10 protein-coding genes are annotated in these 12,239 nt (G+C 64.5%); 2 read left to right on the plus strand and 8 right to left on the minus strand.

Going from position 1 to position 12,239, the window contains the following annotated elements; genetic code table 11:
* Nucleotides 1-108: 108 nt before the first annotated feature.
* Nucleotides 109-1,080, plus strand: a complete 972-nt coding sequence (locus J6525_RS14975; protein WP_225645263.1) for a tyrosine recombinase XerC — start codon at nt 109-111, stop codon at nt 1,078-1,080.
* Between the two features lie 144 nt (nt 1,081-1,224).
* Nucleotides 1,225-1,815, plus strand: a complete 591-nt coding sequence (locus J6525_RS14980) for a DUF4337 domain-containing protein (protein ID WP_028336314.1) — start codon at nt 1,225-1,227, stop codon at nt 1,813-1,815.
* A 144-nt stretch (nt 1,816-1,959) separates the two neighbouring features.
* Here the strand turns inward: J6525_RS14980 and J6525_RS14985 are convergent, their stop codons facing one another.
* From J6525_RS14985 to sucC, 8 genes are all read right to left on the minus strand, one after another.
* Nucleotides 1,960-2,499: a hypothetical protein gene (locus J6525_RS14985; protein WP_092087069.1), complete on the minus strand. Its 540-nt coding sequence runs from the start codon at nt 2,497-2,499 to the stop codon at nt 1,960-1,962.
* Between the two features lie 40 nt (nt 2,500-2,539).
* Nucleotides 2,540-3,940 (minus strand): dihydrolipoyl dehydrogenase, encoded by a 1,401-nt coding sequence (gene lpdA, locus J6525_RS14990; protein WP_057020923.1) that lies wholly within the window; start codon nt 3,938-3,940, stop codon nt 2,540-2,542.
* An 84-nt stretch (nt 3,941-4,024) separates the two neighbouring features.
* On the minus strand, nt 4,025-4,774 hold the full coding sequence (locus tag J6525_RS14995; protein WP_028336311.1) for an SDR family oxidoreductase: 750 nt from the start codon (nt 4,772-4,774) through the stop codon (nt 4,025-4,027).
* 72 nt (nt 4,775-4,846) lie between these two features.
* Nucleotides 4,847-6,088, minus strand: coding sequence for a 2-oxoglutarate dehydrogenase complex dihydrolipoyllysine-residue succinyltransferase (odhB, locus tag J6525_RS15000; RefSeq protein WP_225645264.1), 1,242 nt, complete (start codon nt 6,086-6,088; stop codon nt 4,847-4,849).
* A 167-nt stretch (nt 6,089-6,255) separates the two neighbouring features.
* The gene (locus J6525_RS15005; protein ID WP_225645265.1) at nt 6,256-9,216 is read right to left on the minus strand and encodes a 2-oxoglutarate dehydrogenase E1 component; all 2,961 of its coding nucleotides are present in this window, start codon (nt 9,214-9,216) and stop codon (nt 6,256-6,258) included.
* A 255-nt stretch (nt 9,217-9,471) separates the two neighbouring features.
* On the minus strand, nt 9,472-10,353 hold the full coding sequence (gene sucD, locus J6525_RS15010; protein ID WP_028340814.1) for a succinate--CoA ligase subunit alpha: 882 nt from the start codon (nt 10,351-10,353) through the stop codon (nt 9,472-9,474).
* Nucleotides 10,354-10,448: 95 nt separating this feature from the next.
* Nucleotides 10,449-10,925, minus strand: a complete 477-nt coding sequence (locus J6525_RS15015; RefSeq protein ID WP_057020925.1) for a DUF1579 family protein — start codon at nt 10,923-10,925, stop codon at nt 10,449-10,451.
* Nucleotides 10,926-10,927: 2 nt separating this feature from the next.
* Nucleotides 10,928-12,124, minus strand: coding sequence for an ADP-forming succinate--CoA ligase subunit beta (gene sucC, locus J6525_RS15020; RefSeq protein WP_225645266.1), 1,197 nt, complete (start codon nt 12,122-12,124; stop codon nt 10,928-10,930).
* Nucleotides 12,125-12,239 lie beyond the last annotated feature (115 nt).

The raw sequence follows: 12,239 nt of genomic DNA on the forward strand, positions 1-12,239 counted from the left end.
GAATCCGAACTTTGCGCCGGGCTAGCACCGCTACGCGGTCTTAGCGATCGGTAAACGAAGGCAGTGCGATATAATCAGGAGATTCGTAGTGCCAATAGCCCCTAACAGATGGCCCGGACCGATCAGCCCATCCAACCGCTCGAACTCGACTGCGCCGACGCATCGGTTACGCAGGAGATGACGCGCTGGCTGTCGCATCTGCGCGCGGAGCGGCGGCTGTCGCCGAAGACGCTCGAGGCCTATGCCCGGGACGTGCGCCAATTCCTCGCCTTCCTGGCCGGGCACTGGGGCGCGCGGGTGACGCTCAAGGCATTTTCCGCGCTCGAGGCGAGCGACGTGCGCGCCTTCATGGCGATGCGCCGGACCGAGGAGATCGGCGGGCGATCGCTGATGCGGGCGCTGGCGGGCCTGCGCTCGTTCGGCCGTTTCCTGGAACGCGAGGGCAAGGGCAAGGTCGGCGCGCTCTCGGCGATCCGCGCGCCCAAGGTAGCGAAGAGCCTGCCGAAGCCGATTCACATGGAAGCAGCGAAGCGCTTTGCCGATGCCGACGAGCGCGCGGACGAGACCCGCGAGACCTGGATACTGGTACGTGACGCCGCCGTCATGGCGCTGCTCTACGGGTCGGGCCTGCGCATCTCCGAGGCACTCGGGTTGAAGCGCCGCGACGTGCCGAAGCCCGGCGAAGGCGACGTGCTCGTGGTGACCGGCAAGGGCAACAAGACCCGCATGGTGCCGGTGCTGCAGAACGTGCTGCAATTGATCGCGGACTATGCGGCGATCTGCCCGCATCAACTCAGCCCCGCGGGGCCGATGTTCGTCGGCGCGCGCGGCGGCCCCTTGAGCCCGCGCATCATCCAGCTCACCATGGAGCGGCTGCGCGGCGCGCTCGGCCTGCCCGACAGCGCAACGCCGCATGCGCTGCGGCACTCCTTCGCCACGCATCTGCTGAGCCGCGGCGGCGATCTGCGCGCGATCCAGGAATTGCTCGGCCACGCTTCGCTGTCGACCACGCAGATCTACACCGGCATCGACAGCGAGCGCCTGCTCGAAGTCTATCGCTCCGCGCATCCCCGAGGTTGAACGTTCGGTTCTGAAAAAATAAAGCGCGGGCTTTTGCCCGCCGTCATGCGCCGTTCATCTTCAGACGGTTACCCAAAACCGTTCGGCCCTTGCCTTGTGCACCGCATTCGGCAATCGTGGCGCGGTCTCATCCGGAGGGGAATCATGAGCGCACATGAAAGTATGGAGCACGCGGAGCATGCCGAGCATGCCTCGGGCGAGAACAAGAAGATCGCGCTCCTGATCGCCGTGATCGCCCTGTGCCTGGCGCTGTCGGAAACGCTCGGCAAGGGCGCCCAGACCGAATCGATCAGCAAGAATGTCGAGGCCTCCAACCTGTGGGCCTTCTTCCAGGCCAAGAGCATCCGCCGGACCGCGGTGCAGACCGCGGCCGAACAGGGCAAGCTGAACCTCGCGACCACCACCGACGAGGCGGCCAGGGCCGCGCTGCAGAAGCAGATCGACGACTGGCAGAAGACCGCGGCGCGCTATCGCTCGGAGCCGGAAACCGGCGAGGGTTCAGAGCAGCTCTCCGAACGCGCCAAGCACGCCGAGCATGAGCGCGACGAGGCCACCGCGAAATATCATCATTTCGAGCTTGCCTCCGCCGCCTTCCAGATCGCCATCGTGCTGGCATCGGCGACCATCATCACGGGCATCATCGCGTTGGCCTGGGTCTCCGGCCTGGTGACGCTCGCCGGCATCGTGATGACGGCGCTCGGCCTGTTCCAGCCGCACTTGCTGCATCTGCATTGAGGCGCAGCGCACCGCTTTCGAACCGTCATCCTGAGGAGCGCGCCCTTGCGCGCGTCTCGAAGGATCGACGGCCACCGGCCGGGCCGTGCATCCTTCGAGACGCGCGTTCCGCGCTCCTCAGGATGACGTAATAGAAAGTTTTGATCAAAGAGGCTTGCTGGTCTGATGCACGCTTTTGCGGAAGCGCGCGATCACGCGCAGCGTGCGCGCCGCCCAGCCCTCGCCGTCGCCACTAATCATCTCGCGAATGCGCCGCTTGATTGGCTCGACCAGCGCGGTGGCCTTGGCCCGCAGCGCCATCACGAAATTATAGAGTGCCTCGAACCAGGGCATCTCCAGCAGTTTCGGCCGCGTCACGTCGAACAGGAAGGCCGTCACGCCGACGCCGACGAACTTGGCGAACAGGATCAGCGAGACCGCACTGAACCAGTATTGGTTCGCGAGCAGCCAGAGCCCGACCAGCTTGAGCGGAAACAGCGGGATGACCGGCACGACGAAGACGATCAGCGTCATCGCCGGCGACAGCGAATCGACCCGGTCGGCAAGCCATTGCTTGAGCGCGCGGAGCGGAATCCACGCCACCGCCCGCGCCACGATCGGCTCGAGATGGTCCCATAGCCAAGCCTCGACCAGGAAGATGATCGCAAGCAGGACCCAGAACGGCTGAAGCAGGCGGCGCAGCATCGCTATGATCTCAACCCGGCTGACGCCGGACTTTCGATCATCACATATGGATGGCGCGCTTGCCCACCGCAAGCGCGGCTTCCTTGATCGCCTCCGAACGGGTCGGGTGCGCGTGGCAGGTGCGAGCCAGATCCTCGGCCGATCCGCCGAATTCCATCAGAACGCAGGCTTCATGGATCATTTCGCCGGCTTCGCGGCCGACAATGTGGACGCCAAGCACCCGATCCGTCTTCGCATCTGCGAGAATTTTCACGAAGCCGTCGGTGGTCTGATTGACCTTGGACCGGCCGTTTGCCGTGAACGGGAATTTGCCGACGGTGTAGGCGACGCCGGCCTGCTTGAGTTCTTCCTCGGTCTTGCCGACCGACGACACTTCCGGCGTGGTATACACAACACCTGGAATGACGTCGTAGTTCACGTGGCCGGCCTGGCCCGCGATGATCTCCGCACAGGCAACGCCTTCGTCTTCCGCCTTGTGCGCGAGCATCGGCCCGGCCACGACGTCGCCGATCGCATAAATACCCTTCACGTTGGTCGAGAAGTGCGCGTCGATCTCGACGCGGCCGCGATTGTCGAGCGCGACGCCGGCTTCCTTCAGCCCGAGGCCCTCGGTGTAGGGCACCCGGCCGATGCAGACGAGCACGACGTCGGCTTCGATGGTTTCCGCAGCGCCGCCGGCGGCGGGCTCGACCTTGGCCTGCAGCGTCTTGCCGGAGCTATCGACCGCGGTGACCTTGGCGCCGAGCTTGAAGACGAAGCCCTGCTTCTCGAGCATGCGCTGAAATTGCTTTGCCACCTCGCCGTCCATGCCGGGCAGGATGCGGTCGAGGAATTCCACGACCATGACGTCCGCACCGAGACGCCGCCAGACCGAGCCAAGCTCGAGCCCGATCACCCCCGCGCCGATGATCAGCAATTTCTCCGGCACCTTCTCTAGCGACAGCGCGCCAGTCGAGGACACGATGCGCTTCTCGTCGATGTCGATACCCTTCAGGCGGGCGATATCGGAGCCGGTGGCGATCACGATGTTCCTGGTCTCGACGGTCTCGGACTTGCCGTCGCCGGAGACCTCGACCTTGCCGGCACCGAGGATCTTGCCGGTCCCCTTGAGCACGTCGATCTTGTTCTTCTTCATCAAGAACTCGACGCCCTTGACGTTGCCGTCGATGCCCTGCTGCTTGAAGTTCATCATCGCGGGCAGATCTAGCTTCGGCGCCGGGACGCTGACGCCCATCTTGGCAAAGGAGTGCCCGGCTTCCTCGAACATCTCGGAGGCGTGCAGCAGCGCTTTCGACGGCATGCAGCCGACGTTGAGGCAAGTGCCGCCCAGCGTCGCGTCCTTCTCGACGACGGCGACCTTCATGCCGAGTTGCGCCGCGCGGATCGCGCAGACATATCCGCCCGGGCCGGTGCCGATGACGACGAGATCGTAAGAAGCCATGATGGAAGGTCCTGTAGCTAAGCTCTGTGACAATTACGCGGGCGCGGTCGTGACGGCAGACCGTCGCCCGCTCTTGATCGTGTGCTAGCGACCGCCCGACACGTCGAGGATCGCGCTGGTGACATAGGAAGCCTCGTCCGAGATCAGCCAGACGATGGCGTTGGCGATTTCATCGGCGGTGCCGACACGCTTCATCGGCACCATATGGGCAAGCCGGTGCGCACGATCGGGCTCGCCGCCCGCGGCGTGGATGTCGGTGTCGATCAGGCCGGGCCGGATGCCGGCGACGCGGATGCCCTCATTCGCGACTTCGTAGCCGAGGCCGATCGTGAAGGAATCGATCGCGCCCTTGGAGGCGGCATAGTCGACATAGGTGTTGGGCGCGCCGAGCTTCGCCGCGACCGAGGACAGGTTGACGATGACGCCGCCCTTGCCGCCGTGCTTGGTCGACATGCGCTTCACCGCCTCGCGCGCGCACAGGATGCTGCCGGTGACATTCACTGCCATCATCTGCTGGATACGCTCGGCCGACATCTCGTCGACACGCACGCCGCTCTTGCCGACGATGCCGGCATTGTTGACGAGCGCGCCGAGCGTGCCGAAGCCGTCGGCCGCCTTGAACAGCGCCAGGATGTCCTGCTCGCTGCCGACATCGCATTTCACCGCGATCGCCTTGCCGTTCCTGGCTTCGATCGCGGCGACGACCTCGTCCGCCGCGGTCTTGTTGGATGCATAGCCGACCACGATGCGATAGCCGCGCGCGGCGGCAGCGAGCGCGGTGGCGCGGCCGATGCCGCGGCTGCCGCCGGTGATGACAACGACCTTATCCGTCACTTTGATCCCCAAATGTGAGCAACCAACAGATCGCGGCGCCCGAGCCGATCGGACGCCGCGCGCGATACGACCTTAGAGGTCCAGCACCAAGCGGGCCGGATCCTCCAGGCTCTCCTTGACGCGCACCAGGAAGGTAACCGCTTCCTTGCCGTCGATGACGCGGTGGTCGTAGGAGAGTGCCAGATACATCATCGGGCGCACCTCGATCTTGCCGCCGACCACCATCGGCCGCTCCTGGATCTTGTGCATGCCGAGGATGCCGGACTGCGGCGCATTCAGGATCGGCGTCGACATCAGCGAACCGTAGATGCCGCCATTGGTGATGGTGAAGGTGCCGCCCTGCATCTCGTCGATCTTGAGCTGGCCGTCGCGGGCGCGGCGGCCGTAGTCGGCGATCGACTTCTCGATCTCGGCGATCGACTTGTGGTCGCAGTCGCGCACCACAGGCACCACGAGGCCGCGGTCGGTGCCGACCGCAACGCCGATGTGATAGTAGTTCTTGTAGATCAGGTCAGAGCCGTCGATTTCGGCGTTGACCGCCGGAATGTCCCTTAGCCCCTGCACGACCGCCTTGGTGAAGAAGCCCATGAAGCCGAGCTTCGAGCCGTGCTTCTTCTCGAACGTGTCCTTGTAGAGGGCCCGCAGCTTCATCACCTCGGTCATGTCGACCTCGTTGAAGGTCGTCAGCATCGCGGCGGTGTTCTGCACGTCCTTGAGGCGGCGCGCGATGGTCTGGCGCAGCCGCGTCATCTTCACGCGTTCCTCGCGCGCGGCATCGTCGGCCGGCGACGGCGCACGAACCTGCACGGCGGCGGCCGGCTGGTTGACCGGGGTCGGCGCCGAGGCGGCCTTCTCGATCGCGGCCAGCATGTCGCCCTTGGTCACGCGGCCGTCCTTGCCCGAGCCGGGAACGGTGGACGCATCGATGCCGCTTTCAGCGGACAGCTTGCGGACCGAGGGTGCCAGCGGCGCATCCGCCGGCGGCGCCTTCGGCGCAGCGGCAGCAGCCGGCGCAGCAGCGGCAGCCGGTGCGGCGGCCTTGGCGGGAGCCGCAGCAGCCGGCTTGGCGGCCGGAGCGGCGCCGTCATTGATCTGGCCGAGCAGCGCGCCGACGGCAACCGTCTCGCCGTCCTTGGCGATGATCTCGCCGAGCGTGCCGGCGACCGGCGCGGGCACCTCGATGGTGACCTTGTCGGTCTCCAGCTCCACCAACGGCTCGTCCACCGCGACGGCTTCACCGGCCTTCTTGAACCAGCGGCCGATCGTGGCCTCGGTCACGGATTCGCCGAGCGTTGGAACGCGAATTTCAGTCATGGTCTTTTCCTCGATAACCCTGCGGTCGCAAAATTTGCGGTCGTGAAACTTGTCCGCCACCGCCCGCAAAGCGAGCGATCCGGTACTCCGTGACGACAGCACTTCTGCTGGATGACGCGGGATACCGGATGCCCCGCATTCGCGGGGCATGGCTTCAATGAAAGTCGTTAGTTCAGTGCGTCGTCGAGCAGCGCCTTGAGCTGCGCCAGATGTTTCGACATCAAGCCGGTCGCGGTTGCCGCCGATGCCGGACGGCCCGCATAGCGCGGACGCCTGTTGGGTGCGTGGATCTGGTTGAGCACCCATTCCAGATAGGGCTCGATGAAGTGCCACGAGCCCATATTGCGCGGCTCTTCCTGGCACCAGACCACTTCGGCGTTCTTGAAGCGGCCGAGCTCCTGCACCAGCGCCTTCAGCGGCACCGGGTAGAGCTGCTCGACGCGCATCAGATAGATGTCGTCGATGTCGCGCTTCTCACGCTCCTCATAGAGATCGTAATAGACCTTGCCGGAGCACAGCACGACGCGGCGAATCTTGTCGTCCGGCACCAGCTTGATCTTCTCGTCCGGCAGCATCTGCGCGTCATCGTACAGGATGCGGTGGAACGTGGCGTTCTTGCCGAGCTCCTCGAGCTGCGACACCGCGCGCTTGTGGCGCAGCAGCGACTTCGGCGTCATCAGGATCAGCGGCTTGCGGATCTCGCGATGCAGCTGGCGCCGCAGCACGTGGAAGTAGTTCGCCGGCGTGGTCGGATTGACCACCTGCATGTTGTCCTCAGCGCACATCTGGAGGTAACGCTCGAGGCGCGCGGAGGAGTGCTCCGGTCCCTGCCCTTCGTAGCCATGCGGCAGCAGGCAGACGAGGCCCGACATGCGCAACCACTTGCGTTCGCCCGAGGAGATGAACTGGTCGAACACCACCTGCGCGCCGTTGGCGAAGTCGCCGAACTGCGCTTCCCAGAGCGCCAGCGCATTCGGCTCGGCCAGCGAGTAGCCGTATTCGAAGCCGAGCACCGCCTCTTCCGACAGCAGCGAGTTGATGACCTCGTAGTGGCCGGTGTCTTCGCCGCCGAGATGGTTGAACGGCGTGTAGCGGCTCTCGTCCTCCTGGTCGATCAGCACTGAATGGCGCTGCGAGAAGGTCCCGCGCTCGGAATCCTGGCCGGACAGCCGCACATGATGACCTTCCTGCAGCAGCGTGCAGAATGCCAGGGCCTCGCCGGTGGCCCAGTCGATCCCGACACCGCTATCGATCGCCTTGGCGCGATTGTCGAGGAAACGCTGGATGGTGCGGTGGACGCGGAAGCCGTCCGGCACCTTGGTGATCTTGCGGCCGATATCCTTGAGAACGGCGACATCGACGCCGGTGACGCCGCGGCGGGCGTCTTCTTCCTGGTCAGCAATCTTGAAGCCTGCCCACTTGCCGTCGAGCCAGTCGGCCTTGTTCGGCTTGTAGCCGGCGCCGGCTTCGAGCTCGGCGTCGAGCCGCGCGCGCCAGTCGGCCTTGGCCTTCTCGACCTCGCCCTCGGTCAACACGCCGTCAGCGACCAGCCGCTTGGCGTAGATCTCCAGCGTTGACGGGTGAGAAGCGATCTTCTTGTACATCACCGGCTGGGTGAAGGCCGGCTCGTCGCCCTCGTTGTGGCCGTGGCGCCGGTAGCAGAACATGTCGATGACGACCGGCTTGTGGAATTTCTGCCGGAACTCGATCGCGACCTTGGCCGCGAACACCACGGCCTCCGGATCGTCGCCATTCACGTGGAAGATCGGCGCATCGATCATCTTCGCTACGTCGGACGGATAGGGCGACGAGCGCGAGTAGCGCGGGTAGGTGGTGAAGCCGATCTGGTTGTTGACGATGAAGTGCAGCGAGCCGCCGGTGCGATAGCCCTTCAGGTCGGACAGGCTGAAGCATTCAGCCACCACGCCCTGGCCCGCGAATGCCGCATCGCCATGCATCAGCAGCGGCAGCACGGAGATGCGCATATCCGGCGGATCGCCGTGCTGGTCCTGCTTGGCGCGCACCTTGCCCATCACGACCGGATCAACGATCTCGAGATGCGACGGGTTTGCGGTCAGCGACAGATGGATGTTGTTGCCGTCGAACTCGCGGTCCGAGGAGGCGCCGAGGTGATACTTGACGTCGCCCGAGCCTTCGACCGAGTCGGGGTTGGCCGAACCGCCCTTGAACTCATGGAACAGCGCACGGTGCGGCTTACCCATCACCTGGGTCAGCACGTTGAGGCGGCCGCGATGCGGCATGCCGACCACGATTTCCTTCACGCCGAGATTGCCGCCGCGCTTGATGATCTGCTCGAGCGCCGGGATCAGCGATTCACCGCCGTCGAGGCCGAAGCGCTTGGTGCCGGTGAACTTGGTGTCGCAGAACTTCTCGAAGCCGTCCGCCTCGATCAGCTTGTTGAGGATCGCGCGGCGTCCCTCGGGCGTGAACGAGATCTCCTTGTCCGGCCCCTCGATGCGCTCCTGGATCCACGCCTTCTGCGCGGCGTTGGAGATATGCATGAACTCGACGCCAAGCGTCTGGCAGTAGGTGCGTTCGCAGATCTGCACGATCTCGCGCAGCGTGCCGTATTCGAGCCCGAGCACGTGGTCGAGGAAGATCTTGCGATCGAAGTCCGCCTCGGTGAAGCCATAGGAGCGCGGATCGAGCTCCTCGCGGTCGCGCGGCGCCTCGATGCCGAGCGGATCGAGCTTGGCGTGGAAATGGCCCCGCATGCGGTAGGCGCGGATCAGCATCAGCGCGCGAACCGAATCGCGGGTGGCCTGATGGACATCGGCATCGGACAGCTCGACGCCCTTGGCCTGCGCCTTGGCCGCGAGCTTGGTGCCGACCGCCTTCTCGACCTGGGCCCAGTTGCCGTCGAGCGCCGAGGTCAGCTCGTCGCGCGGCGTCACCGGCCAGTTGTCACGGCCCCACGAGGCGCCCTCGGCGTTCTTCTGGACGTCGGCCGGAGCGTCCTTCAGGCTTTTGAAGAAATCCTGCCATTCGGCGTCGACCGACGACGGGTCCTGCTCGTAGCGGGCGTAGAGGTCGTCGATGTAGGCGGCGTTGGTGCCCTGCAGGAATGATGAGAGTGCAAAAGCGGCGTTCGCGTCTTGGCGAGACATGGGCAGTCCTGGTGATTTTTTTCGGTTCGCGCGTAGAAGACGGCGCTGGTGCCGGCCTGGAAGTGCGCCGGCTGGATTGATACCCTTTACCCTATCTAGGACAGATATTCCTGCCTAAAAGAACTAAGAAATGAATATATTTTCATTTTTTATTGATCGGCATTTCGGCACCAAAACGCAATAAAAAAGCGGGTTCCCTAAGGAGAACCCGCCCCAAATCACGTCAAACCTCGAAGGGAACTCGCCGGACGGCGGTTACTTCAGCATCTCCGCGAGCGTATGCCCGAGGCGCGCCGGCGACGGCGACACCCTGATGCCGGCGGCTTCCATCGCCGCGGTCTTGGAACCGGCGTCGCCCTTGCCGCCCGAGATGATGGCGCCAGCATGGCCCATGCGGCGGCCGGGAGGTGCGGTGACACCGGCAATGAAGCCGACCATCGGCTTCTTGCGGCCGCGCTTGGCCTCGTCCTTGAGGAACTGGGCGGCGTCTTCCTCGGCGGAGCCGCCGATTTCGCCGATCATCACGATCGACTTGGTCTTCTCGTCGGCCAGGAACATCTCCAGCATGTCGATGAACTCGGTGCCCTTGACCGGGTCGCCACCGATGCCGACCGCGGTGGTCTGGCCGAGGCCCTCCTGGGTGGTCTGGAACACCGCCTCATAGGTCAGGGTGCCGGAGCGGGAGACGATGCCGACCGAGCCGGGCTTGAAGATGTTGGCCGGCATGATGCCGATCTTGCATTCGCCGGCGGTCATCACGCCGGGGCAGTTCGGCCCGATCAGCCGCGACTTCGAGCCCGACAGCGAGCGCTTCACGCGCACCATGTCGAGCACCGGGATGCCCTCGGTGATGCAGACGATCAGCGGGATTTCCGCATCGATCGCCTCGCAGATCGCGTCGGCTGCGCCCGGCGGCGGGACATAGACCACGCTGGCGTCGGCGCCGGTCTTCTCGCGCGCTTCGGCGACGGTGTCGAACACCGGCAGGTTGAGATGGGTCGAGCCGCCTTTGCCTGGCGCCACGCCGCCGACCATCTTGGTGCCGTAAGCGATCGCCGCTTCCGAATGGAACGTGCCGTTCTTGCCGGTGAAGCCCTGGCAGATGACCTTGGTGTTCTTGTCGATCAGAATGGACATGGTTCGAGATGCTTTCGCGAGACGATCGGTGATGGGACTCTATGGTTTGAGCATGATCTTGTCGGAAAACCGGAGACCACTTTTCCGGATCATGCTCAGTGAATACGCCGGTACACGCCGGTGAGCACGTCGGCCCACCCTTCCGCGTCAGGCGAGAACTGGATTTTCATGTTGTAGGTGTTGTCGTCGACGACCTCGTAGACGTGACGGGCATTGCCGCGCAGCGAGCCGCGCACCAGGATCAGCGACTTGCCCGCCCAGCCACCGGACGCCGGTGACGGCGGGTAGTAGCCGAGCGAGTCGTGCCAGAACAATTTGTAGGCCCGGTCGTCGCGGTCGTAGGTGAACACGCCGTGGGTGGCGAAGCTCTCCTTGCCGTCGCGGGTCTGCACGCTGTCCTGGATCAGGTAGAAGCCGTTGAGCGCGATGCGCGCAACGACCTGCGAGGTGGCCGGACCGCCCGCGGTCCAGCGCGACGGATAGACCATCTCTTCGCCGCTCCACTCGCCCGCAAACGCCGCGAGCTTGCGGTGTTCGTCCAGCGGTGTCGGAGCGTCGAGATGATCGGCCATCGTTAGCCTCCCTTGACGGCTTTCACGATCTTCTGTGCAGCGTCATCGAGGTTGTCGGCGGGCAGGACGTTGAGGCCGCTCTCGCGGATGATCTTCTTGCCCTGCTCGACATTGGTGCCTTCGAGGCGCACCACCAGCGGAACCTTGAGGCCGACCTGCTTCACCGCGGCGACCACGCCCTCGGCGATCACGTCGCACTTCATGATGCCGCCGAAGATGTTGACCAGGATGCCCTTCACGTTCGGATCGGCAGTGATGATCTTGAACGCGGCCGCGACCTTCTCCACGCTGGCGCCGCCGCCGACGTCGAGGAAGTTCGCCGGCTCCATGCCGTACAGCTTGATGATGTCCATGGTCGCCATGGCGAGCCCGGCGCCGTTGACCATGCAGCCGATCGTGCCGTCGAGCGCGACGTAGTTGAGGTCGTATTTCGACGCCTCGATCTCCTTGGCGTCTTCCTCGGTCTCGTCGCGCAGCGCGACCACGTCCGGATGACGATAGAGTGCGTTGCTGTCGAACGACACCTTGGCGTCGAGCACGCGAAGCTGGCCCTGCTTGGTGACGACGAGCGGATTGATCTCGAGCATCGCCATGTCCTTGGCGGCGAAGGCGGCATAGAGCTGGCCGGTCAGCTTCTCGGCCTGCTTGGCGAGATCGCCGGTCAGCTGCAGCGCCTTGGCAACGGTGCGGCCGTGATGCGGCATGATGCCGGTCGCGGGATCGACCGAGAGCGAGACGATCTTTTCCGGGGTCGAATGCGCGACCTCTTCGATATTCACGCCGCCTTCGGTCGACACCACAAAGGAAATTTCGGAGGTCTCGCGATTGACCAGGATCGAGAGGTAGAACTCCTTGTCGATGTCGGAGCCTTCCTCGATGTAGAGGCGATTGACCTGCTTGCCGTGCTGACCGGTCTGCACCGTGACCAGCGTCGCACCGAGCATCTGCTTGGCGAATTCGCTGACCTCGGCGGCCGACTTGGCGATGCGGACGCCGCCCTTGTCGCCGGCTGATGCTTCCTTGAACTTGCCCTTGCCGCGGCCGCCGGCATGGATCTGGCTCTTCACCACCCAGATCGGGCCGGGCAGCTGCTTGGCCGCCGCGTCGGCCTCTTCCGGCTTCAGCACCGGCACGCCGCGCGAGATCGGCACGCCGAATTCATGCAGCAAAGCCTTGGCCTGGTATTCATGGATATTCATGGAAAGACGCTCCCAAACCCTCGTGCGGCGACCTTTTACGTCAGCCTTGAGACTGGCATACCATATACCAAAGCTCGCGCAACTAAAAAATCCGCCGAAATTTCATCGCCTTGCA

It is taken from the genome of Bradyrhizobium australafricanum, assembly GCF_020329495.1.
GTDB lineage: Bacteria > Pseudomonadota > Alphaproteobacteria > Rhizobiales > Xanthobacteraceae > Bradyrhizobium > Bradyrhizobium australafricanum.

What these genes read in the sequence shown, in the direction of transcription:
- J6525_RS15015 (WP_057020925.1), bottom strand. Translation starts at nt 10,925, where the DNA reads ATGGCCGATCATCTCGACGCTCCGACACCGCTGGACGAACACCGCAAG.
- J6525_RS14975 (WP_225645263.1), top strand. Translation starts at nt 109, where the DNA reads ATGGCCCGGACCGATCAGCCCATCCAACCGCTCGAACTCGACTGCGCC.
- sucD (WP_028340814.1), bottom strand. Translation starts at nt 10,353, where the DNA reads ATGTCCATTCTGATCGACAAGAACACCAAGGTCATCTGCCAGGGCTTC.
- sucC (WP_225645266.1), bottom strand. Translation starts at nt 12,124, where the DNA reads ATGAATATCCATGAATACCAGGCCAAGGCTTTGCTGCATGAATTCGGC.
- lpdA (WP_057020923.1), bottom strand. Translation starts at nt 3,940, where the DNA reads ATGGCTTCTTACGATCTCGTCGTCATCGGCACCGGCCCGGGCGGATAT.
- J6525_RS15005 (WP_225645265.1), bottom strand. Translation starts at nt 9,216, where the DNA reads ATGTCTCGCCAAGACGCGAACGCCGCTTTTGCACTCTCATCATTCCTG.
- J6525_RS14980 (WP_028336314.1), top strand. Translation starts at nt 1,225, where the DNA reads ATGAGCGCACATGAAAGTATGGAGCACGCGGAGCATGCCGAGCATGCC.
- odhB (WP_225645264.1), bottom strand. Translation starts at nt 6,088, where the DNA reads ATGACTGAAATTCGCGTTCCAACGCTCGGCGAATCCGTGACCGAGGCC.
- J6525_RS14985 (WP_092087069.1), bottom strand. Translation starts at nt 2,499, where the DNA reads ATGCTGCGCCGCCTGCTTCAGCCGTTCTGGGTCCTGCTTGCGATCATC.